Genomic DNA, 22,161 nt, shown 5'->3' with positions numbered 1-22,161 from the left:
TGAGCGCGACCGCCCACCCGGGTACCTTCGGGGAGACCGGGCACGGGGGTGGGTACCGATGAGGCCGACGCGGCCGACGATGCAGGAGCTGATCGCGCGCCGAAAGCGCGCCGGGTTCGTGGGGCGCCGTAGGGAACTCGACCTGTTCCGAGGGAACTTCGACATCCCGCCCGAGGACGAACGGCACACGTTCGTCTTCCACGTCCACGGCACGGCCGGGGTCGGCAAGTCCTCACTCGTCCGCGAGCTGGAGGCCGTGGCGACCCGGCACAAGGCGCTCACCGCCCGCACCGACGAGACGGTCAACAGCGTGCCGGAGGCGATGGCGGCCATCAGCGCGCAGCTCGCCCGGCAGGGCGCCGAGCTGAAGGCGCTGGACAGGCTCCTCGGCACCTACCGCCAGCGCCGGCACGAGGCGGAGACGGCGTCGGCCGCGCTGGACGCGGGGCCCGACGCCGGCGCACCCGCCGCGCCCTCGGCGGGCAGCCTGGCGGCCACCCAGGCCGGGCTCATCGGGCTGGGCATGGTCCCGGTCGTGGGCGCCTTCGCCGGCGCCGTCGACCCGGCCCAGGTCGCCCACCGGACGGACCGGCTGCGGGCCGCGCTGAGCGCACGGTTCCGCAACCACGACGACGTACAGCTCGTGCTGGAGCCCCTGAAGGCCCTCACCCCGGTCTTCGTCGCGGAACTGGACCGGGTTGCCGCCGACGTCCCCTGGATCGCCCTCTTCTTCGACACCTACGAACGGACCTCGCCCTTCCTCGACGCCTGGCTCCTGGACCTCGTCACGACGGACCGCCACGGCGCCCTCCCCGCGAACGTGATCCTCACCCTCGCGGGCCAGCACGGCCCCGATCCCGCCCGCTGGGGCGACTACGCGGGCCTCGTCACCGAGCTGGCCCTGCGCCCCTTCACGGAGTCCGAGTCCCGCCAACTGCTCGCGGCACGGCAGGTCGTGGACGAGAGCGTCGTACGGGAGGTGCTGCGGCTGTCCGGCGGGCTGCCGGTGCTCGTGTCGACGCTGGCCCAGAACCCGGGCGGCGGTCCGGGCACGGTCGACGACCCCTCCGCCACGGCCGTGGAGCGCTTCCTGAAATGGGAGCGGGACCCGGCACGGCGAGCGACGGCGCTCGCGTGCGCGCTGCCACGCCGGCTGGACGAGGACCTGCTCGGGGCAGTGGCGGACGGCGAGGAGACCCGGGAACTCTACGAATGGCTGTGCGGGCTGCCGTTCGTGAGTGAGCGCGCAGGTCGGGCGGAGTTCCACGGCGTCGTGCGGACCGCCATGCTCCGGCTCCAGCGCGCCCGGACGCCGAAGCGCTGGACCGAGCGGCACGTGCGACTGGCCGAGGCGTTCGGCGAGCGCCGGGCCATGGCCGGGGAGGGGCTGGATCCGGCCGGCCTGTGGCTCGACGAGTCCTGGCGCGAGCTGAGGATCGAAGAGCTGTACCACCTGCTGTGCGCCCGCCCGCAGACCGCCCTGGCGCAGGCGCTGCGGGACGTCGTCGACGCGTGCGACGCCGACGAGGGGGCGGCCCGGGGCTGCGCCCAGGCCCTGGCGGACGCCGGGGAACAGACGGAGACGGAAGCGGTGGGCGCGTGGGGACGCGACCTCCTCGCGGCCCTCGCCGAGGAGCCGGACGGGGTGCTGCCCGCCCTGGCGCTGCTCCTGACCCGGGCCGACCTCGACCCGCCGGTACGGGCCAGGGCACACGGCGTACGGGGGCGCGAACTGCGCTGGGCGGGGGAGTACGAGCGTGCCCTCGCCGAGTACGACCGGGCCGTCGCGCTGGACCCGGAGTCGGCGGACGCGTACCAGGGGCGGGGCATCACGCACCGCAGACGAGGCGAGTACGCGGCCGCCCTGGCCGATGTCGACCGTGCCGACGCGCTGCGCCCCGGAACCGCCCAGACCCTCGGCGTACGCGGGGACATCCTGCATGCCCTGGCCCGCTACGAGGAGGCGGTGGCCACCTTCGACAGCGTGCTCGAACTGGATCCCGCGCACGGACTGGCCCTGGCGAGCCGGGGGCAGAGCAGACACCGCCTCGGCGACGACGAAGGGGCACTCGCCGACTTCGACCGGGCGCTGGAGAACGATCCGGAGTATCTGTGGGCCCTGGTCCACCGGGCGGAGCTGCATCTGGACCGGGACCGGCACGACGAATGCTTCGCCGACCTCGACCGGGCCGTGCGGATCGCTCCGGACAGCGCGTGGATCGCCTCCGAGCGGGGGGACGCCTACCGGCTGGCGGGCAGGAACGAGGAGGCCGCCGAGGAACTCGGGCGGGCCTGCCGGCTCGATCCCGCCCATGCCTCCGCCCACGCGAGCCTCGGCTACGCGCTGGCACGCCTGGGCCGCCACGAGGAGGCCCGCACGGCCTTCGACCGCGCGATCGAACTGAACCCGAGGTACGCCTGGGCCATGGTCCAGCGGGCCTTCCTCCTGGGCGAACTGGGCGACCAGGACGGGATGTCCGCGGATCTGGACCGCGCGGTGGCGGCCGACGGGTCGGGCACCTGGGCGCTGGGGCAGCGGGCCAGGGCCCACCAGGACGCCGGCCGCTACCAGGAGGCGCTGAAGGACTACGACCTCGCACGGGAACGCGAACCCGACCGCTGGGCCTCGGAGAAGGCGGCGGCGCTGCGTGCCCTGAGCGCGGACGCCGACGCGGTCGCCGAGCTCGACCGGGCACTGGACGGCGATCCGGACGACGTGGCCGTGCTGGCGAACAGAGGCGTGGTGCGCCTGCGGCGAGGCCAGTACGTGGCGGCGCTACGGGACCTGGACCGGGCGATCGCGCTCCGCCCGGACACGCCGGGTCTGCACGCCGCCCGGGCGAGGACGTGCATCGCCTGCGGGCGCCTTCCGCAGGCGCTCGCCGACCTCGGACAGTGCGTGGAGCGCGGGGAGGAGACCGCGTGGGCGACCCGCAGGAGCGCCGAGGTGCTGCTGTGGTGCGGACGCCACGACGAGGCCCGGCAGCTGCTGGACGGCCTCGGGGACACCGCGGAGCGGTCGGAGGACGCGGAGACGGTGACGACGCGCTGGTACGTCGCCGGCGTGAGCGACCGATGGGAACGCGCGCGGCACGTCGGTGATCCGGCGGCGGCCTTGGGACACACCCTCCGGCTCATCAGGGCGCAGTCGTCCCTCCCGCTGGGCCGGTCGCGGGAGCTGCGCGTGGCCGAGGAACTGGCCTGTCTCCTTCAGCCGATCACCACGCGGGTGGAGGAGAGCACCGACGCCACCGTCTCGTTCGAGGAGGTGCTGGTCGCCTGCGCACTGGGCGACGCGCCGCGAGCCGAGTCGATGCTCTCCGAGGGGCTGGCACGCGATCACGACTGGGAGGACCTGGCCGACCTCACCCTCCGGCTGACCCTCCTGTCCCGCGCCCCCGACACCGACCCGGCACCCTTCGGCCCGCTGATCGCCAGGGCCACCGAGGCCCGGGACGCCTTCCGGGACGGCGTCCGGGGGTGACCGCCCCCGGACGCCGTGACGCGGCCCGGCTGTCGGTCAGCCGGCCGCGCGGTCGTTCGCCGGCAGGTACGTCACCAGCAGGACCACTCCGCTCAGCAGGAACACGCGCAGGGCCGCGTCGAGCCCGTTCCAGTCGCTGGACTGCCACATGACGAACCATTCGCCGCCGATGGCGATGAATCCGGCGCCGAAGAGCAGAAGGACCATGAGAAGACCGGCGGTGCTGTAGCGGCGGGCCGTGTGGAAGGTGCGGTGGCCGAGGGCGCGGGCCCAGAAGCAGGTGGCGGCGATGAGCAGCAGCGCCGCCACCGTCTCCCAGACGATGATCAGGACGTACGCCGCGTCCTGGACGCCCTTCGACTCGATGGCCCGCCACATCAGGTCCTCGTCCTTGAACGTGGTGTCCATGGCGAAGACATGGCGGACGAACTGCTGATTCGTGCCGAAGTCGGTGATGTTGCTGAACGCGACGAGCGCCATGTAGAGGGCGACCGTGCCGACTAGCAGGGTGGAGGCCAGGGGGAGAAGTGAGCCGCGGGGGGTCCGGGTTTCAGCCATGGTCCAACTATGTGCGTGATCATGGGGCAACCCCAGCCGTTTTTCGGTGCGTTGGACCTCCGCCGTAGCCGCTGCTGGCCGAAAGACGAGACCCCTCGTTGGCCGGGCGACCTCGCCTGGCGACTCCGCCCCACCTCGCCGCACTGTTCCTGAGTCTGCCGACAAGCGCGCCCCGCATGCCGCCGCGCACGACGGCTGGAGTCGATCAATGGGTGTGGCGTAAGAAACGTTTAACGCTCAACCGGACCCCTGAATGGACCGTTCCCGTTCCATTACAGTGCTGGACTGTCGAGCCGTACGGGCGTACGGATGTACGGACGTACTGACGTACGGGTCGGGCAGGGGCCGTGAGGAGGCCGGGGTGGGTGCGACAGCCGGTGCCGTCTGGGGGCGGGTCGAGCAGCAGGATTTCCGCAGCCGGGTGCGCGGGACGCTGCTGGGCGCGGCCGTCGGCGACGCGCTGGGCGCGCCGGTCGACCAGCTCACCCTGGCGCAGCTCGGTGAGGCGTACGGCCCCGAGGGGCTGACCGATCTGGCCTCCGCGTACGGCAGGCGCGGCGCGATCACCGACCTCACTCAGCTCACCCTCTTCACCGTCGACGGCCTGATCCGCGCGCAGGTCCGCCGGGACACCGGCGTCTGGCACCCGCCGACCGATCTGCACCGGGCGTATCTGCGCTGGGCGGCGACCCAGCGGGACTGGGGGCCCGACGAACGCCGCAAGGACGACGGCTGGCTCGCCCGCGAGGAGTGGCTCTACGCGCGCCGCGACCCCTCCCTGATCTGCCTCCTCGGCTTCGCCGACGGCACCATGGGCACCCTCGACGCCCCCAAGAACCCCGGCGCGTCCGGCGGTGAGGCCGCCGGCCGCTCCGCCCCCTTCGGCCTCCTCGTCGGCTGGGAACCCCAGCTCGTCTTCCAGCTGGCCGTCGAGTGCGCGGCCCAGACCCACGGCCATCCGGTCGCGTATCTCACCGCCGGCTCGTACGCCGTCATCGTGCACGCCCTCGCGCGCGGGGAGAGCCTCGACGCCGCCGTCCAGAAGACCCTGGTGCTGCTGGCCGCCCGCCCCGGCCACCAGCCGGTCGCCGAGGCCCTCCAGCAAGCCGTCGCCGCCGTCCGCCAAGGCCCGCCGTCGCCCGCGGTCGTCGAGCAGCTGGCCGGTGACGGTGCGGCCGCCGGGGTCCTGGCCGTCGCCGTGTACTGCAGCCTGGTCGGCGAGGACATCCGCCAGGGCCTGTGCCTCGCCGTCAACCACGGGGGCCCCTCGGGCGCCGCGGGTGCCCTGACGGGCGGCCTCCTCGGCGCCCTCCACGGCGAGACGGCCCTGCCACCGGCCTGGCTCGCCGAACTGGAGGGCCGCCCCACGATCCTCGTCCTCGCCGACGACTTCGCCCTGGAAATGACCCAGGGCCCGGCCCTCCACGCCCCCACCGGAGCAGTCCCAGGCTGGCTGACCCGCTACCCCCGAGCCTGACCCGGGGCGCGGGGAACTGCGCGCCCAGCCACGACGCACCCGCACCCGACACACAACAAGAGCCAAGCCCTCCGGAGGTCACACGCTCGGACGGCGCAAGCCCTCGCTTCAACGCCACCGGCTCACCCCAAAGGGGCGCGGGGAACTGCGCGCCCAGCCACGACGCACCCGCACCCGACACACAACAGAAGCCCCCAAACCGGCCCCGGCGCGAGCCCAACCCGCTGCGACCACGACGGCCTACCCGTCCGCCTCAACGTCCTCCAGGGCAGCCCCGCCAGACGCCTCTACGAACGCCACGGCTTCCTCCTGGAGACCGAGGACCCGGTGGACGTCTTCCTGATCCGCCCACCGACGAAACCGCCGCCGAAATAGGTTTCGCGACGCGGCCGAGCCGCCCTACCGTGACCCGATGACCACCCAGATGATCATCCTCAACGGCGGCTCCAGCTCCGGCAAATCCGGTCTCGCCCGGTGCCTGCAAGCCGAACTGCCCGACCAGTGGCTCACGTTCGGGGTCGACTCCCTCACCGACGCCATGCCCGCGAGGATGCGGACGGCGGACGGCGGCATCGGGATCTCCCCCGACGGGGCGGTCGCCATCGGCGCGGACTTCCGCGCCCTGGAACAGGCCTGGGCCCGGGGCATCGTGGCCATGGCCCGCGCGGGTGCCCACGTCATCGTCGACGACGTCTTCCTCGGCGGAGCCGCCTCCCAACAGCGCTGGCAGAAGGTCCTCGACGAGGGCGACAGCCCCCTGGACGTCCTCTGGGTCGGCGTCCGCTGCGACCCCGCCGTCGCCGCCGCCCGCGAGATCGCCCGCGGAGACCGGGTCCTCGGCATGGCCGCAGCCCAGGCGGACCTCGTCCACCAGGGCGTCCACTACGACCTGGAGGTCGACACCACCCACACCGAGTCCCTGACCTGCGCCCGCACGATCGCGGACCACCTCGCCCGCCACCGCACCCAGCTGGCCCGGCCGACACAGCCGCCCCAGTCGGCTCAGCCGTGAGGGCCGTTCCCCGGCCTCCCGGGGAACGGCCCTCCCACGCATCGGGCTCGCCCTCAGACCCCGCTGGGGCTGGACGCGTCCTTGCCCTGCGCGGGCACCGGCGCCACGGCCCCGGCCCCGGCTCCGCCCTTGCCGTCACCGTCGCCGTCCGAGTTGATCGTCTCGATGATCGCGAGCCGCTCGGGCGTGTCCTCCGGCTTGATGAAGCCGATGACGATGTACAGGACCAGCGAGACGGCCAGCGGGACGGACACCTGGTACTGCAGGGGCACACCGCCGTCGATGTTCCAGTGGATCGGGTAGTTCACCAGCCAGAAGGCGAACAGCCCGCACGCCCAGCTGGTGAGCGCCGCCGTCGGCCCGGAGCGACGGAACGGCCGCAGCAGCCCGAGCATCATCGGGATGGCCATCGGTCCCATCAGCCCCGCCACCCACTTGATGACGACGGTGATGATGTCCTTGAAGGCGGGCGAGTTGACCTGGGTCGCCGCCGCCATGGACAGACCGAGGAAGACGACCGTCGCGATCCGGGCGACCCGCAGCCCCTGCCCCTCGCTCCAGGTGCGGGCCCGGCGCCAGATCACCGGCGCGCAGTCCCGGGTGAAGACGGCGGCGATGGCGTTCGCGTCGGACGAGCACATGGCCATCGTGTGGGAGAAGAAACCGACGATGACGAGGCCCAACAGGCCGTGCGGCAGCAGCTGTTCGGTCATCAGGGCGTAGGAGTCGGAGCCGTCGCCCTTCTCCGAGGTCACCAGCAGCGGTGACATCCACATCGGGAAGAACAGCACCAGCGGCCAGATCAGCCACAGGGCCGCCGACAGCCGGGCGGAGCGCTCGGCCTCGTACGGGGTGGCCGTGGCCATGTAGCGCTGGGCCTGGTTGAGCATGCCGCCGTTGTACTCGAAGAGCTTGATGAACAGGAAGGCGAGCAGGAAGACCGTGCCGTAGGGGCCCACCAGCGGCTCGGCGTGGCCCTCCAGCTTCGGGTGGTCCCAGACACCGAAGAAGCCGCCGTAGTCGCCCAGTTTCGCGACCACCGCGATGAACATGGCGATTCCGGCGAGGAGTTGGATGGCGAACTGCCCCAACTCGGTCAGCGCGTCGGCCCAGAGGCCGCCGATCGTGCAGTAGACGGCGGTGATCGTGCCGGTGATCAGGATGCCCTGGTTCAGGGACACGCCGGTGAAGACCGAGAGCAGGGTCGCGATCGCGGCCCACTTGGCACCGACGTCCACGATCTTCAGCAGCATGCCGGACCAGGCCAACGCCTGCTGGGTGCCCAGGTTGTAACGGTTCTTCAGGTACTCCAGCGGGGAGGAGACATGCAGCCGTGAGCGGAGCCGGTTGATGCGCGGCGCGAACAGCTTGGAGCCGATGGCGATACCGAGGGCGATCGGGAACGACCAGGTCACGAAGGAGGTGACGCCGTAGGTGTAGGCGATGCCGGCGTAGCCGGTGAACATCACCGCGCTGTAGCCCGACATGTGGTGCGAGATGCCGGAGAGCCACCAGGGCATTTTGCCGCCGGCGGTGAAGAAGTCGCTGACGTTGTCCACGCGCTTGTGCGACCAGACGCCGATCGCGACCATCACACCGAAGTAACCGATGAGCACGGCCCAGTCGAGACTATTCATGGGCCCCCTTCCAGGGTCCGCCGCCAGGTTCAGACTTGGGTCAGGCATGTGAACTCTGGGTTCGGTGGCATGCCCACGGCAAGGAAGTGGAAGGTCAAGAGCAGGCAAAGAAGTTCCGGAAGATGACTTGAGTTTATGTATGTGAACTCCAGGTGGCCCAAAAGGATCACTCGCGGACCCGCCGAAACCCCGCCGAAGCCACACCGCCGGGGCCGGCCGACGCGACGCTCGGGGCGGCGAACGCGAGGTCGACCCGCCCCCGCGGGGCTCATCCCGCCGATGTACGCCCCCAAGGCACCCGACGTCGCGCCCCTCAGCGCATCAGTTCGCCCGCGTTGACGAGTAGGGACTGGCCGGTGATCGCTCGGGCGCGGTCGGAGGCCAGGAAGACCGCCGCGTCCGCCACGTCCCCGTCCGTGGCCAGCTCCGGCAGGGCCATCCGCTCGGTCAGCCGCCCCAGCACCTCTGCCTCGGACACGCCCTCACCGTGCGCCGTGAACCGAACGTACGCCTCCACGGGCGGCCCCCACATCCAGCCCGGCAGCACGGTGTTGACCCGGATCCGATGCGGCCCCAACTCCCGCGCCAGCGAGTACATCGCACTCGTCAGCGCGCCCTTGGACGCCGCGTACGCCGCCTGTCGCACCTGCGAGGGCGCGGCCACCGACGACTGCGTGCCGATGATGACGACCGAGCCCCCGCCCGCCGCCTTCAGGCCGGGCAGACAGGCCCGGGTCATCCGCAGGGTGCCCAGCAGGTTCACGTCGAGCACCGCCTGCCAGGTGGCGAAGTCGGCGTCCTCCAGGCCCCCGAAGTAGCTGTCCCAGGCCGCCACGTGCACCACCGCGTGCACACCCCCGAACCGCTCCCGCGCCAGCGCCGCGAGCGCCGCGCACTGCGCCTCGTCGGTGATGTCGGTCGCCCGGTACGCCGTGTGCGCCCCGTCCAGGTCCACATCCGCCGCGGCCTTGGCGAGATTCGCCTCCGTGCGCGCCCCCAGCACGGCGTTCCCGCCGTCCCGGACGACCGCCGCGGCGACCCGCTGGCCCAGTCCGGGACCGACTCCCGAGACGACGACGGTCCTTCCCGTGAGCAGTGACATCGGAGACCTCCCGGCTCTGGCGCATTATCTGACGGAGCGTCAGAGTATGGGCGACCGCAGGTGGACGGAAGGGAAAGCGCATGAGCGAGGACACCCGCAGCTCCACGTACGCCGAACTGGCCGCCGTAGGCCCCTACGGCGTCCGCCCCGGCCACGCCCTGATCACGATGGTCGAGCCGCACCCGGGCCACGAGTACGCGTACAACCGCTGGTACGAGGACGACCACTACTACGCGGGCGCGATGGCCATGCCCTGGATGTTCGCCGGCCGCCGCTGGGTGGCCACCCGCGACCTCCAGCTCCTGCGCGTCCCCGAGAAGTCGGCGATCGCCCAGCCGGTCACCGCCGGCTGCTACCTCTCCACGTACTGGATCACCGACGGCCGCTACGACGACCACATGCGCTGGACGGTCGCCATCAACAAACGGCTGAATCGCGACGCACGCGTCTACCAGGACCGTACGCACGTCTTCACCGCGTTCCAGGACCACGAGGTCACCGTCTACCGCGACGGGGCCGCCGGGCCGCGTGACATCCACGCCCTGGACCACCCGTACGCCGGCCTCGTACTCCAGGTGATCGACGCCGAAGGGCCCGAGGAGCGGGCGGAGTTGCTGGAGTGGCTGCGGTCCCGCCATCTCCCGAAGCGGCTCGCCGGATCGCCGGCCGCGATGGTCACGGTCTTCCGACCCACCCCGCTGCCCCTCGACCGGATGTCGTACGTCAAGCAGGTCGAGGGCGTCGACACCCGCCTCACCCTGCTCTGGTTCCTGGAGGCCGACCCACGGGACCGCTGGGAGGCGTCCTTCGGCGGGCTGGGGGACGCGGTCGCCGAAGGCGGGCTGGGAAGGCTGGAGTTGCTGGCCCCGTTCGTCCCCACGGTGCCGGGGACGGACAGGTACGTGGACCGGCTGCGGTAGAGGGCCGGGCGGCCCGCTGGAGGGCCGGGCGGCCAGGGGCGCGGGGACAGCGCGTGGGGACAAGGCCGAGCCCCCTCGGCCAGGACGGCGGGCCGGTCGAGAGGGCTCTGTCGGTGGTGCTTGTGGAGTTGTCGTTCAGGCGCTCGAACGAGGGCCGGAACCGTATCTCAGGCCTTGACCGAGGAGACGAAGGTGTTCCACGCGTCGGCGGGGAACGCCAGGGTGGGGCCGTCGGTGACCTTGGAGTCCCGGACCGCCATGGCGGACAGGACGGGGGACTTGATCTCGACGCACGCGCCGTTCCCCTGGGAGTAGGAGGACTTGACCCACCTGTCCGTGGCGCCTTGCTGAATTGCCATTTCTGCTCCGGTGCTGGTTCGTCGCTGAGTTGCTGTCGCCGCGCCGCGAGTTCCCTGCCGGAACCCGCGGTTCGGTTTGCGCCAAGACTGCTGAGCTCTTGGCGTGATCGACGCTACTCGTCAGCATCGGCAGACGAAGCGACTATTCACTCGTGCGGGTGGCATATTCCACTATGGTCTTCCATTGGGGCATGTGGAGGGTGTATCTTTCGGCGCTTCCTCGTTCAGGAGTTTCCAGGAGTTGCCCAGAGCGTCTGGAATCGCTCTGAGGATCGCTCCGGTGGTGGAGAGGCGCGCCGGTGTCCGGGAGTTCAGCGCGCGTATTCCTTCGCGACGTTCTCGATGAACTGCCGTGACTGCTCCACGTTCAGCGCCTGCGCCCGGAGGTGCTCGTACATCACGGTGTACTTCTGCACGTCGTGCGGCTTCTCCAGGTAGAGGTCGCTGGTCACCCCTTCGATGTACACCACGCTCGAGTCGGCCGCGTCGACGAACTCCAGGATGGCGTACTGGCCGTTGATGCCCGGATGGGCCCCGACCTCGAACGGCAGCACCTGCACCGTGACATGGGGCACCTGGGACAACTCGATGAGGTGCTCCAGCTGTTCACGCATCACCGACCGGGATCCCACCACCCGGCGCAGGGCCGCCTCGTCCAGCACCGTCCACAGCCGCAGCGGGTTGGTGTCGGTGGTGACACGGTCCTGGCGCCGTATGCGCACCTCGACGCGCTTCTCGATCTCGGTCGCCGACGTCTCGGGCAGCGCGCCCCTGATGATGGCCTCGGCGTACGGGCGGCTCTGCAGCAGCCCGGGGACGACCTGGGGGTCGTACACCCGCAGCGACTCCGCGTCGGTCTCCAGGCCGATGTAGACGCTGTACGGTACGTCCCCGAAGGCGTGCCACCAGCCCTGCTGGCGGGAGTCCTTGGCCATCTGCATCAGGGAGTCGACCACTCTCTGGTCCTCGACCTCGTAGACCCCGCAGAGGTCGCGTACGTCGCGCTGGCTGATGGAGCGGCGCCCGTTCTCCAGGCGGCTGATCTTCGACTGGGAGACCAGCAGTCGCTCGGCGACCTCTTCGGCGGTCATACCCTTGAGCTCGCGGAGCCGACGCAGCTCCTGGCCCAACCGGCGTCGCCTGACGGTGGGATTGACATTGGACGCCACGGGACGTGCACCTCCGGCTGCGTGCCTCTACTTTGCGTATCTGCTGCTGAGCAGATTGCCACCAAGGTGCTGAGTACCGCTGGAAAACAGCGGATATGCGCTGTGCACGGGCCGTTTGCGCCGCTGTTTTCCCGCCGTGGAGGGATCTCCGCCGGACGTTTGTCGGATCTCCCGAGGGCGGCACGCGAGTCGGGCGCGAGGACGCGACGCGAGACTGGGCGCGGACATGCGGTCGCGCGGGGCGTGTGCGGCCGCGCGAACGGCCGCACACGCCCCGCGCGAACCGGCGGCTCCCGAACGGGTTCTGGGTCCCTGTGAGCGGTCCGGTGCCGGCGATGCAAGTGATGCGGGTGGTGCTGGTGCTGCGTAGTACGTGGTGCATGCGTGCGTGGTGTCGTGCGAGCGTGGTGCGTGCGTGGGGCACGTGGTGCGGTGGGAAGTCGGGACCCGCGGCTCTGGGGTCCTGCTCCCACCCGCACCTCGGTACCTCAGCACGTGGTTCGGTTGGATCTCAGTGCGCCACCACGCGGGCCATCGAGCCTCGGCGCGGCTGCATCGGAAGACCGCGCGCGGGCTCCGGTGCGGGCGGCCTGGCGCCGGGGGCGGCCTGACGGCCGGTCGGTGCCGGGCTGCGACGTGGCTGTGCGGCCACGCCGTTCTGCACGTCCATGACGGCGTGGGCCACCAGGCCACCCATGGGGTCGTGCCGGATCAGGTCCCGCAGCCGGGAGCGGGACGAGCGTCCCTCGTTCCCCGGATACAGGTGCTTGCCGAGGCCGACCGCGTGCGCCAGGGCGGCGAGCGCCGCGGTCCGCGGGTCCGGCGGTACGCCGGTGCGGATCGCGGAGTCCAGCCGGGCACGGATCTCCCGGCTGATCTCGGTCTGACTCGCCTGGTAGCGAGTCGTCGGCAGCACTCCGCACATCTGGCCCGCCACGGCATGCACCATGCCGCACCGCTCCAGATGCGAGAGGTAGATCTGACGGAGCCCGAGACGGGGCCCGCCTATCCAATGGACCGCCCGTACGGGAGCGCCACGCCTTCGCAGCAACTCCAACGCGCAGTCCAGCGTCGGATCTCCAGTCGGCCGTGGGGACACCACGGCGATACGATCCCCGTCTGGGGCTATCCGTCCGGCCAGCGCCAGCTCCACTAGCTGCGCTCCGGCCAGACCAAGGTCGAGCGACTGCGGCTGTGCGGTGGTACCCGTGGCCGGGTCCAACGCCAGCAGCAGAAGCTCCTCCGGAAGTGTTCTGCGGCTCCTGCCCATCCATGCCTCCCCGCGTGGATGAAAGACAGGGTGACCCCTCTCACATTGGTCTGTCGAGGGTGCGTGACCGAAATGTAGTGGAACCGGTAGGTATGTCGTTCTCGTCTACCGCAGGGGTTAAGCCCGCACACAGGACACTGGTACATGGTTCGGACAGCGGCGCGGCGCGGTCGTGCGGCGGTGACTAGTGTCCGGGCGGCGGGTTTTTTCACGGATCCGCGGATTCACGGGTTCACGGTTCACGGTTCGGTTGGGCGCGCGCTCCTAGTACGGGCGGCGCGCGGGAGGAGGCATCGGTGGCGGGCACGTCCCCCGACAGGTCGAAGCGGTACGAGTCGTCGACGGAGTCGACGCCGGGGAACGAGCCAGCGGTTCCGGGCCCCGGAGGCTCGGCCCCGGACCGGTCCTCCGGCTCCGCCGCCCCCTCCCCGGACCCACGCCTCGCGATGTCCCGGCCCTCCACGCCGAAGCCGGACCAGGCGACAGCGGTCTTCTCCCGCCGAGCGCTCCTGGAGACGGCGGAGGGGCGCCGGGTGCCGCCGGGGCCGAGGCCGCCGGGGCGGATCGGGACGAGCCGAAGCCCGGCCGCCCCGACGCGACGGACACCGAGGACCGCCCCGGCGAGGCCCGGACACCTGCGGAGGCCCCGGACGTCGACCCGGGCGCCGATTCGGACGCCGCCTCGGGCGACGCGGACATCCCGGCGCAGGGCGGCCCCACGGAACCGGCCACGCCCGTCTCAGGCTCCGCCTCGAAGGACGAGGCGGACGAGGCGGACGAGGACGAGGGTGGTGACGCTCACCCGCGCGAGCGAGGCGCCGCCGCGCCCACCCGTGCCGCCACACCGGCAGAGCCCGACGCGGCGGCCGCTGCCGACGCGGGGGACCCCGAGGGCACCGCGAAGGCTGCCGATGCCGCTCGGGAGACCGATGCGGCGGAGGCTGCGAGCGCCGAGGCCGGTGCCGTGGCTGGCGGCGACGGACGACATGTCGGCGCCGACGACGACGTACGGGAGGCCACTGGCGACGAGGAGGACGCGACCGCAGGCGACGCGGCGGAGACCGCCGACGGCGTTCGTGGACCGTCCGACGGTCAGCCGGAAGCCGCCGACGCCGTTGCCGATGACGAGCCGGAAGCCGCCGACGACGTGCATGAGCTCTCCGGTGACGAGTCCGGAGCCGCTCTCGGTGGACGCCGGCCTGCCGGTGACCGGGCGGAAGCCGCCGACGACGCGGTAGCCCCACAGGGGCCACCCGCGGGTGACGACGAAAGTCGCACGGGTGGTGCGGGTGGGGGAGTGGGCGGCGATGGCGGAGCCGAGGCGTGGCCGGCGGTGGATCAGCCGACCGCCATCTTCCGGGCCCCGAGGCCACCCGCCGTGGACCACCCCACCACCATGCTCAAGCTGGGCGACGCCGTCCCCAAGGACGCCGGGCCCGGCAAGACCGCCAAGGACGCCGACGCCGACAAGGGCCCCGACAGCGACAAGGGCGCCCGCGCCGACGGCGGCGTCGACGAGCCCGCGACGCCCCCGCCGAGCGCACCAGCAAGTTCGTCGCGCTGAAGTCGCCGGACGAGACCACCACGCCGAGGCCGGCCACGCCACCCCCGCCCCCGCGGAGGCGACGCGGGCCCTCCCCAGGTGGGCCCGGAGCGCACGACGCAGCAGCCGCTGCCCCCGAAGCCCCGCTGGACCTCCTGGCGGAGCTGACCAACACGCCCCCGCCGCGCCAGACCCCGGTGCGGACGATCATCCGTAGGGTCAAGATCTGGACCCCGCTGGTGATCCTGCTGGTGATTGTCTTTGCGGTCGTACAGGCTTTTCGCCCGCTCCCCACCCCCACCCTCGCCCTCACCACGGACGCGTCGTACGCCTTCGAGGGAGACAAGGTCTCCCTGCCGTGGCCCGGCGAGGGCCAGGGCTGGATGGACGTCGAGGGCATCGGCAAGATGGACAGCTTCGGAGAGCAGAAGCCCGTCGCCATCGGCTCCGTCGCCAAGGCGATGACCGCGTACGTCATCCTCAAGGAACACCCGATGAAGCCGGGTTCCCAGGGCAAGACCATCCCCGTCGACGCCAAGGCGGAGACCGAGGGCGGTTACGACAAGGACGGCGAGTCCACCCTCAACACCGTCAAGGAGGGCGACCAGCTCTCCCAGTACGACGCGATCGCGGCCATCATGATTCCGTCCGCGAACAACATCGCCCGGCTCCTCGCCCGTTGGGACAGCCAGGGTTCCGAGGAGGAGTTCGTCAAGAAGATGAACGCCGCCGCCAAGGACCTCGGCATGAAGAACACGACGTACACCGACCCGTCCGGCCTGAAGGAGACGACCGTCTCCACCGCCGAGGACCAGGTCAAGCTCGGCAACGAGCTGGTGAGGATGAAGGCCCTGACGGACATCACCAGGCTCCCCGAGTGGACGGACCCCTCCGGTCTGAAGTACCGGAACTACAACACCCTCGTCCCCTACAACAACGCCATCGGCATCAAGACCGGCTCCACCACGGCCGCCGGCGGCAACCTGCTCTTCGCGGGCACGCAGGAGGTCGGCGGTGAGTCGGCGATCGTCGTCGGCGCGATCCTCGGCCAGCACACCGCGCCGATCATCGACACCGTCAACGCGGTCAGCAAGACGGCCATGATCGCCGCCCAGGACGCGCTGACCTCCGACACGATCCTGAAGAAGGGCGACGTCGTCGGGTACGTGGACGACGGGCTCGGCGGACACACCCCGGTCGTGGCCACGAAGAACGTCTCGGCGGTCGGCTGGGCGGGCAAGACCGTCAAGCTGGAACTCGACGCGAGCGGGACCATCCCGCACGCGGCGAAGTCGGGCACCGAGGTCGGCACCCTGATCGTCGGCGACGGCGCCGGAGAGGGCGTGGAGGTCCCCGTGGCCCTCCAGAAGCCCCTGACCGAGCCCGACTTCCTCACAAAGCTGACCCGCGTGAGCTGACGCTGACGACCCCGAAGCGAGCGCCTTGTTCGGGTGCGGGCCGGTGGGGCTTCTCGCACAGTTCCCCGCGCCCCTGAAAGACCAGGCCCTGCGGGCATGAAAGACCAGGCCCTGCGGGCATGAAAGACCAGGCCCTGCGGGCATGAAAAGCACGGGGCGCAGCCCCGGCTTTTCAGGGGCGCGGGGAACTGCGCGAGCAACCACGAACCACCCGCACCCGGCACAGGCGCCGGGACCGAAGGCGCCCGGAGCGAGACACCGGGCAACGGGGCACCGAAGCGGGGCTCACCGCTCCCCGTCCCCACCCCGCCTTCTCGTCCGCTTCCTTCTCGCACTCCAGCGTCGTGGCCCGGGACGGCCCCCCGTACTGGGAGCTGATGCGTACGTCGCCCGCCTCGTGGACCGTGAGGCGGGTGAACTCGGTGAGGTCGCCGTCGGACCCGCGGTCGGCGGTGAGGCAGCCGTTGTCGGCCCACAGCCACGGCGAGTAGGCGACACGGACGGTGACCTCGCCCGCCCGCGGCATGTGCACCACGAGGTTGGCCCCGTCGGCGCTGACCACGGTGGCCGGCCTGTCGACGAGCGGCGTCGCGTTCTTCACCCGGTAGATCTTCCAGTTGGCGTCCTGCCAGACCGGCTCCAGATAGTCCGGCCCGCTGCTCACCAGCGCGTGTTCGAGCTCGGCGGGCCCGTCCGGCTCACCGTTGACGAGGACGACGAAACCGACGGCCCACTCGGCGAGCCAGGCCTTGTAGGCAGTCGAGGTGAAGGCTCCGTCCGGTACCTCGGTCCCGCCGTGGCCGTCGTAGAAGAGACGTCCGCGCTTGACGTCGGCCTGCCGGTTCCAGCCGCGCGCCATGTTGATGTACGGCGCGAGGATGGCGGCCTCGCGGTGGTCGCGGGCCGGTACCACCTCGACGCGGGTCTTCCACGCGCCCAGCCGCTTCAGCTCCTTCACCACACCGTCGGTCTTCACGGCCCACTCGGGCACCTTGGTGTTGGTGACGATGTCGGCGGTCGTCTTGCCGGTCAGCCAGGTCACGGAGAGCACCAGGGCCACCGCGCCGGCCACGACGCGCCGCCGGGGCGTGAACCAGGACAGGGGGAGGCGGCCGTCCTCGGCCGTACGGGCCTCACCCCGGTAGAGGCAGATCGCGAGAGCCACCGCCGGGCCCGCCAGTTCCAGCAGGCGTTCGACGTTGGTGCCGATGGGGGTGGGGATCAGGTAGCAGAGGACCACGCCGAGCGCGTAGATCGCGGCGCTCAGGCGGAGCACCCGCCAGGCGCTCGGCGCGACCAGCACCACCGCCGCGCACAGCACGACCGGCGGCCATATCCGGCTGAAGGCCATGGGCTGCTCGCCCTCGAAGGGGAACAGCAGCGTGGTCACGGCGACGACGGCCACCGGCGGCACGAGCAACGCCGCCGCCCTGCCCCACTCACGGCACAGCAGGTACGCGGCGCCGACCACGAGGAGGAACAGCCCGGAGACCGGGCTCCCCAGCGTGGACAGCGTCGCGCACACCGCCGCCAGGGCGATGTGCCGCCCGGTACGCCCGCTCACCACCGCCAGCAGGGCGCCCATCGCGAAGGCCGTGCCCAGGATGAACGTGGAGCGCCCCGACACCACCTGGCACCACAGCGAGAACGTCGCCGCCAGCGCGACCGGGACCGGCGCCCGTACGCCCGTCCGGGTGACGACCTCGCCGGCCAGCCAGGACGCGGAGAGCCCCGACAGCAGCGTGACCGGGACGACGCCGAGCGCCGCCATCAGATACGGCGAGAGCACGCTGTAGTTGGCCGCGTGCAGCCCCCCGTACCAGAACAGGTTGACCGCGGAGTCCGGGTACGTCTTCGCGAACTCCGCCCACGCCACCTGGGCCGCCAGATCGCCGCCGCCGGTCGCGAAGACCGCCCACCACACGAAGTACAGCGGCAGGGCGCACAGAGCGGCCGTGAGGGGCACGCGATGGCGTTGCCGCCACGGCTCGCGTGACGGTGACGGCCCGTCGGCACGCGAGACGGGTCGTCGTGGGGTCAGCTCGGCAAAGGCCACTGCGGCTCGTCCGTTCCGTTTCGACTCGTGCGGTCGGGTGTCGTCCATGTGTCGCTGTATCCGTGTGTCGCTGTACGCGTGGTGTGTTGCCGTACGTGTGGGTTGCTGCATCCGTGTGCTGCTGCGTCCCTGCGTCGGGGTAGACGCTAATCACCCGCTGACAGTTGGCCGACAGGACCCGGGCGATCCGGTACGGCCGTAGGGGTTTCCCTCGGCCGTACCGGTACCACACGGCTACTGCACGGCTCAGAATGCGACCGGGAACGCCACGTCGCACACCGGGTCCTCGGGGCCCGCCGCGTCCCAGTCCGCGAAGTAGATCTCGCGGCACGGGCCGGTGACCCGCAGCCCCCGCGCGGCGATCCACCGCTCGACCGCCTCGAACGCCGCGAGGATCTGCGGATGGGCCACCTGGGCCTTGCTGATCCGGGTGTACGCGAGCCGCGCCGCCGGCTCCACGCGCACGCCGGTCTCCCAGGCCCGCCCGTGTTCGGCGGCCCAGGCCCGTGCGGCACCCTCGTCGGCCACCGGCACACACGACTCCGCGGGCCCGTCGCTCTCCATCGACACCTCGGAGTGATACACGACGAACGGCGCCCCGGTGACTCCGCCGCAGGCCGCCGCGCCCTCCTCCAGCCGTCCGAGCGACGCCCCGATCCACGCGGGCAGTTCGTCCGCGAGGGTGTGCCGTGACTGCGTCAGCAGCACCTGAGGGGCGATGTCAACCGTTTCGACCGCGAACGTCCCGTACGTCTCTTCCATGCCTGACTCCGTTCCCGACAACCGTCCACGGAGGTAGGCGACAAGGGTCCGCTGGGACGCGAACCGCTCCTCGGCCCCGGCCCAGTACGCGGCCAGCCGGTCGGCCGCCCGCGTCCCGTCCCGCTCGACGAGCCCCACGATCTCGGCGATCCGCGCGAGCGGCATGTCGAGCTGCCGTAGCAGGGCCACGAGCCGGGCACGTTCGGCCTGGTCGGCCCGGTAGTACCGGTAGCCGTTCACCTCGTCGACGTACGCCGGCGGGAGCAGCCCCAGCCGGTCGTACAGCCGCAGTGCCTTCGCCGACAGCCGTGCGCGGGCGGCGAAGGCACCGATGGTGAGCAGGTCGTCCATGTCCAAGCGGGTCACAGGGGGCATCCTCCGCCACCGGGCGCCCTCCGCCCGGCGAGAGCGACGGTGCCCCTTGCCCCAGGGACAAGGTCAACGCCGGCCCCGTGCGCGTCGGAGGTCGACGGCGGCCCCGTGGCCGTCAGCCGATGGCCTTCTCCACGGCGGCGACCAGTTCCGCCGACTCGGGCTCGGTCTGCGGCGAGAAGCGTGCGACGACCGAGCCGTCGCGGCCGATCAGGAACTTCTCGAAGTTCCAGCGGATGTCGCCGGAGTGACCCTCGGCGTCCGCGTGGTCCACGAGCCGCTCGTACAGGGCGTGCCGGCCCTCTCCGTTGACCTCGACCTTCTCGGTCATCGGGAACGTGACGCCGTACGTCGCCGAACAGAACTCCGCGATCTCCGCGGCCGAGCCGGGCTCCTGCCCGAGGAACTGGTTGCACGGCACGCCGAGCACGGTGAAGCCCTGCGCGGCGTAGCGGGCCTGGAGCGCTTCGAGGCCCGTGTACTGGGGGGTGAGACCGCACTTGGAGGCCACGTTCACGACGAGGACGGCCTGACCGGCGTACTGCGCGAGGTCCGCGGGGCCGCCCTTGAGGGCGTCGATCTCCACGTCCAGGACGGAGGGGGTGGCGTTGTCAGTAGTCATAAACGGATGCTATCTCCGGTACCGCGCGCCCCTTCCGATCGGGTTCACGCCCCCGGCCCGCCCGGAGAAGCACCTCTCCCTCCGCCGTCCGCGCGTACAGCACCGAACGGCCCGCCCGCCCGCGCCGTACGAGCCCGGCGTCCAGCAGCACCCTCAGATGACGGCCGACGGAGCCGAGACCCTGACCGGTGAGGGCGCAGAGCTGGGTGGTGCTCATGGGGGAGTCGAGGAGGACGAGGACCCGGGCGCGGCGCTCGCCGAGCAGGGCGCCGAGGGTGCCGAGGGCGGCGGGCACGGCAGCGGTCCCGCCGTCGTCGGCGAGGACGCCCGAGCACGGGTAGACGACGGCGTACCGCTCGTGCTCCTCCCATGCCACCCACCCCGTGCGCTGGGGCGTGACCGGCACGAAGACCAGCCGCGCCCCGGAGATCTCGCGCGGCGGGTACTCGTGCAGATTGACCTGGAGACGGTTCTCGCCGAGCCACCGCATCCCCGGTCGCAGCGCGTCCAGCACGGCCGCCCAGCCGCCCTGCCCCAACCGCGCGGTCCGGGCGAGCACATCGGCCTCCAGCACGCGCCGCCGCCGCTCCCAGTACGGCCGTACGGTCTCCTCCCACACGTGAGTGAGGAGGTCGGCCGCGCGGCCGGGCAGGTCGTCCCGGTGCAGGGCGGCGGGCAGGGGGCCGCGCAGGGAGAGGGTGAGGTGGGCGCGGGCGGCGGCCGGGTCGGCGCCCCGGACCCGGGCGACCTCGGTGGCGAAGGTCTCGCCCTCGCGCGGAGCGGGCGTGAGGAAGTCGGCGATCCACTCCTGGCCGAGCCCGGCGCGGACGAGCAGGGCGGTGAGCGGGTCCCCGGCCAACGAGGCTCGGTACGCCGGGAGATGGGCCCGCAGCCAGGCCCGCTCCCCGGGGTGCGTGCCCGTCCCGGCGTGCAGCATCTTCAGGCTCGCGAACGTCTCCGCGAGCGGCGAGACGACGAACCGGCTGCCGGCGAGGGTGTCGGCGTTGACCTGCCACCAGCCCATGCGGACACCTCCGTTCTGTCCTGCCCCGTCATGTCCTGCCCTGTTTCATTCCGTTGCGTTCCCGGCTCCGGCTCCGGCTCCGGCGGAGCTTTCGCGTGTGCGCGAAACATTACGGCGGACCGTGGGCCGGGCCGAGGGTCCTGTCCATGCGCAGCTACCAAGCCCTGTTCCGCACAAGGGAGTTCACCCCTCTCTTCGTCTCCTCCGCCCTCCAGGTCGCCGCTTCCACGATCGGCGGTCTGGCCCTCGGCACCTCCGTCTACGCGGCGACCGGATCCCCCCTCCTGTCCGCCCTCAGCATGTTCGGCCCGTCCCTCGTCCAGGTGATCGGCGCGACGACCCTGCTCTCGGCGGCGGACCGTCTGCCGCCGAGAGCGACGCTGGCGGGGCTGGCCGTACTCTTCGCGGCGAGCACAGCGGCACTGGCCCTCCCCGCCCTGCCCCTGTGGACGGTCTTCGCGGTGATCGCGGCGCAGGGCCTGGTCGCCTCCCTGGGCGGCGGGGTCCGCTGGGGCCTGCTGAACGAGATCCTCCCGAAGGACGGTTATCTGCTCGGTCGTTCGGTGTTCAACATGCTGCACGGGCTCACCCAGATCGCCGGGTACGCGACCGGCGCCGCCCTGGTGGTGTGGCTGTCCCCGGAGGTCACGCTGCTGGTGGCGGCGGCCCTGTACGCGGCGGCGGCTCTCTGTACGGCCCTGGGCCTGACACACCACACCCCGCGCGCCGCCGGCCGCCCGTCCGTGACCGATACCTGGCGCACGAACGCCCTCCTGTGGTCGTCGGCCCCACGCCGCCGCCTCTACCTCGGCCTGTGGATCCCCAACGGCCTGGTCGTCGGCTGCGAGTCCCTGTTCGTGGCGTACGCCCCCGACCGAGCGGGCCTCCTCTTCGCCTGCGCGGCGCTGGGCATGCTGATCGGCGACGTGACGGTCGGCCGCCTGCTCCCGCCCCGGGTGCGCGACCGTTTGGTCATCCCCCTCCTCCTGCTCCTGGCGACCCCGTACCTCCTCTTCGCCCTCCACCCCCGACCCCGGTCGCGGCGGCCTGCGCCACCGTCGCCTCCGTCGGCTTCGGCGCGAGCCTGGTCCAGCAACACCACCTCCTGACCCTGACCCCACCCGAACTCACCGGCCACGCCCTGGGCTTGCACTCCTCCGGCATGCTCACCCTGCAGGGCCTGAGCGCGGCCCTGGCAGGCGCAGTGGCCCAACTGACGTCACCGGGCACGGCGATGACAGCGATGGCGTCGGCGTCGGTGGCGGTGACACTGGGGTTGTGGGCAGCGGGACGGAACGAGCAAGCGGGGCTGGAGTCAAGGGCACACGCGTCCTGATCCCGCGCCCCGGGCGCTCCCCGCAGTCCCAGGCGATCCC

The 22,161-nt window shown here is 71.8% G+C and carries 17 protein-coding genes and 2 pseudogenes; 8 read left to right on the top strand and 11 right to left on the bottom strand.

From position 1 onward, the window contains the following. The first annotated feature begins 58 nt into the window (after nt 1-58). Nucleotides 59-3,484, top strand: a complete 3,426-nt coding sequence (locus E4N62_RS36740) for an ATP-binding protein (protein WP_230221507.1) — start codon at nt 59-61, stop codon at nt 3,482-3,484. Nucleotides 3,485-3,520: 36 nt separating this feature from the next. On the opposite strand, the gene E4N62_RS36735 is transcribed toward E4N62_RS36740, so the two are convergent. Further along, on the bottom strand, nt 3,521-4,042 hold the full coding sequence (locus tag E4N62_RS36735) for a DUF2165 domain-containing protein (RefSeq protein WP_230221505.1): 522 nt from the start codon (nt 4,040-4,042) through the stop codon (nt 3,521-3,523). Nucleotides 4,043-4,403: 361 nt separating this feature from the next. On the opposite strand from E4N62_RS36735, the gene E4N62_RS36730 reads away from it, so the two are divergent. The 3 genes and pseudogenes from E4N62_RS36730 (at nt 4,404) to cpt (ending at nt 6,531) form a co-directional block, all read left to right on the top strand. Next, the gene (locus E4N62_RS36730; protein WP_230221503.1) at nt 4,404-5,519 is read left to right on the top strand and encodes an ADP-ribosylglycohydrolase family protein; all 1,116 of its coding nucleotides are present in this window, start codon (nt 4,404-4,406) and stop codon (nt 5,517-5,519) included. Nucleotides 5,520-5,741: 222 nt separating this feature from the next. Then, nucleotides 5,742-5,894, top strand: a pseudogene (locus tag E4N62_RS36725) (GNAT family N-acetyltransferase); the annotation flags it as partial. 37 nt (nt 5,895-5,931) lie between these two features. Beyond that, nucleotides 5,932-6,531, top strand: a complete 600-nt coding sequence (cpt, locus tag E4N62_RS36720) for a chloramphenicol phosphotransferase CPT (RefSeq protein WP_230221501.1) — start codon at nt 5,932-5,934, stop codon at nt 6,529-6,531. 53 nt (nt 6,532-6,584) lie between these two features. Here cpt and E4N62_RS36715 read toward each other — a convergent pair whose 3' ends face one another. Together E4N62_RS36715 and E4N62_RS36710 are read right to left on the bottom strand one after the other, a co-directional pair. Next, entirely contained in the window at nt 6,585-8,168 is a 1,584-nt protein-coding gene (locus E4N62_RS36715; RefSeq protein WP_230221499.1) for a sodium:solute symporter family protein, read from the bottom strand. A gap of 313 nt (nt 8,169-8,481) precedes the next feature. Beyond that, a complete protein-coding gene (locus E4N62_RS36710) occupies nt 8,482-9,270 on the bottom strand; it encodes an SDR family oxidoreductase (protein WP_230221497.1) in 789 nt (262 codons plus the stop codon). Nucleotides 9,271-9,350: 80 nt separating this feature from the next. Here E4N62_RS36710 and E4N62_RS36705 point away from each other — a divergent pair, with 80 nt between their 5' ends. Next, nucleotides 9,351-10,190, top strand: a complete 840-nt coding sequence (locus E4N62_RS36705) for a hypothetical protein (RefSeq protein ID WP_230221495.1) — start codon at nt 9,351-9,353, stop codon at nt 10,188-10,190. 167 nt (nt 10,191-10,357) lie between these two features. Here the strand turns inward: E4N62_RS36705 and E4N62_RS36700 are convergent, their stop codons facing one another. From E4N62_RS36700 to E4N62_RS36685, 4 genes are all read right to left on the bottom strand, one after another. Beyond that, nucleotides 10,358-10,549, bottom strand: coding sequence for a DUF397 domain-containing protein (locus E4N62_RS36700; protein ID WP_045556149.1), 192 nt, complete (start codon nt 10,547-10,549; stop codon nt 10,358-10,360). A gap of 311 nt (nt 10,550-10,860) precedes the next feature. Then, nucleotides 10,861-11,718 (bottom strand): helix-turn-helix transcriptional regulator, encoded by an 858-nt coding sequence (locus tag E4N62_RS36695; protein WP_184892816.1) that lies wholly within the window; start codon nt 11,716-11,718, stop codon nt 10,861-10,863. Between the two features lie 511 nt (nt 11,719-12,229). Further along, nucleotides 12,230-12,988, bottom strand: a complete 759-nt coding sequence (locus E4N62_RS36690; protein WP_230221493.1) for a GPP34 family phosphoprotein — start codon at nt 12,986-12,988, stop codon at nt 12,230-12,232. Nucleotides 12,989-13,727: 739 nt separating this feature from the next. Further along, on the bottom strand, nt 13,728-14,375 hold the full coding sequence (locus E4N62_RS36685; protein ID WP_230221491.1) for a hypothetical protein: 648 nt from the start codon (nt 14,373-14,375) through the stop codon (nt 13,728-13,730). Between E4N62_RS36685 and E4N62_RS36680 the strand changes: the two genes are divergently transcribed. Further along, complete coding sequence (locus E4N62_RS36680; RefSeq protein WP_230221489.1) at nt 14,367-14,552, top strand: hypothetical protein; 186 nt, start codon at nt 14,367-14,369, stop codon at nt 14,550-14,552. The two genes, E4N62_RS36685 and E4N62_RS36680, sit on opposite strands and share 9 nt — an antisense overlap. A gap of 176 nt (nt 14,553-14,728) precedes the next feature. Continuing rightward, nucleotides 14,729-15,949 (top strand): hypothetical protein, encoded by a 1,221-nt coding sequence (locus E4N62_RS36675; protein WP_230221487.1) that lies wholly within the window; start codon nt 14,729-14,731, stop codon nt 15,947-15,949. A 172-nt stretch (nt 15,950-16,121) separates the two neighbouring features. Here E4N62_RS36675 and E4N62_RS36670 read toward each other — a convergent pair whose 3' ends face one another. From E4N62_RS36670 to E4N62_RS36655, 4 genes are all read right to left on the bottom strand, one after another. Beyond that, nucleotides 16,122-17,915 (bottom strand): hypothetical protein, encoded by a 1,794-nt coding sequence (locus E4N62_RS36670; protein ID WP_230221485.1) that lies wholly within the window; start codon nt 17,913-17,915, stop codon nt 16,122-16,124. A gap of 336 nt (nt 17,916-18,251) precedes the next feature. Beyond that, on the bottom strand, nt 18,252-19,118 hold the full coding sequence (locus E4N62_RS36665; protein WP_230221719.1) for a MerR family transcriptional regulator: 867 nt from the start codon (nt 19,116-19,118) through the stop codon (nt 18,252-18,254). Nucleotides 19,119-19,254: 136 nt separating this feature from the next. After that, on the bottom strand, nt 19,255-19,761 hold the full coding sequence (locus E4N62_RS36660; RefSeq protein ID WP_230221483.1) for a glutathione peroxidase: 507 nt from the start codon (nt 19,759-19,761) through the stop codon (nt 19,255-19,257). Next, a complete protein-coding gene (locus tag E4N62_RS36655) occupies nt 19,751-20,785 on the bottom strand; it encodes an ArsR family transcriptional regulator (RefSeq protein ID WP_230221481.1) in 1,035 nt (344 codons plus the stop codon). The genes E4N62_RS36660 and E4N62_RS36655 overlap by 11 nt, the downstream gene beginning before the upstream one ends. Before the next feature lie 146 nt (nt 20,786-20,931). On the opposite strand from E4N62_RS36655, the pseudogene E4N62_RS36650 reads away from it, so the two are divergent. After that, a pseudogene (locus E4N62_RS36650) lies at nt 20,932-22,121 on the top strand (MFS transporter). Nucleotides 22,122-22,161 lie beyond the last annotated feature (40 nt).

The sequence above is a fragment of the Streptomyces sp. MNU76 genome (assembly GCF_020982545.1).
Classification (GTDB): domain Bacteria; phylum Actinomycetota; class Actinomycetes; order Streptomycetales; family Streptomycetaceae; genus Streptomyces.
Note: the sequence above shows the minus strand (reverse complement) of the source record. Positions and strands in the feature narration are given on the sequence as shown.

Coding starts and splice junctions, on each gene's coding strand:
- E4N62_RS36705 (WP_230221495.1), top strand. CDS start 9,351: ATGAGCGAGGACACCCGCAGCTCCACGTACGCCGAACTGGCCGCCGTA.
- E4N62_RS36690 (WP_230221493.1), bottom strand. CDS start 12,988: ATGGGCAGGAGCCGCAGAACACTTCCGGAGGAGCTTCTGCTGCTGGCG.
- cpt (WP_230221501.1), top strand. CDS start 5,932: ATGACCACCCAGATGATCATCCTCAACGGCGGCTCCAGCTCCGGCAAA.
- E4N62_RS36660 (WP_230221483.1), bottom strand. CDS start 19,761: ATGACTACTGACAACGCCACCCCCTCCGTCCTGGACGTGGAGATCGAC.
- E4N62_RS36735 (WP_230221505.1), bottom strand. CDS start 4,042: ATGGCTGAAACCCGGACCCCCCGCGGCTCACTTCTCCCCCTGGCCTCC.
- E4N62_RS36700 (WP_045556149.1), bottom strand. CDS start 10,549: ATGGCAATTCAGCAAGGCGCCACGGACAGGTGGGTCAAGTCCTCCTAC.
- E4N62_RS36715 (WP_230221499.1), bottom strand. CDS start 8,168: ATGAATAGTCTCGACTGGGCCGTGCTCATCGGTTACTTCGGTGTGATG.
- E4N62_RS36710 (WP_230221497.1), bottom strand. CDS start 9,270: ATGTCACTGCTCACGGGAAGGACCGTCGTCGTCTCGGGAGTCGGTCCC.
- E4N62_RS36740 (WP_230221507.1), top strand. CDS start 59: ATGAGGCCGACGCGGCCGACGATGCAGGAGCTGATCGCGCGCCGAAAG.
- E4N62_RS36665 (WP_230221719.1), bottom strand. CDS start 19,118: ATGGACGACCTGCTCACCATCGGTGCCTTCGCCGCCCGCGCACGGCTG.
- E4N62_RS36655 (WP_230221481.1), bottom strand. CDS start 20,785: ATGGGCTGGTGGCAGGTCAACGCCGACACCCTCGCCGGCAGCCGGTTC.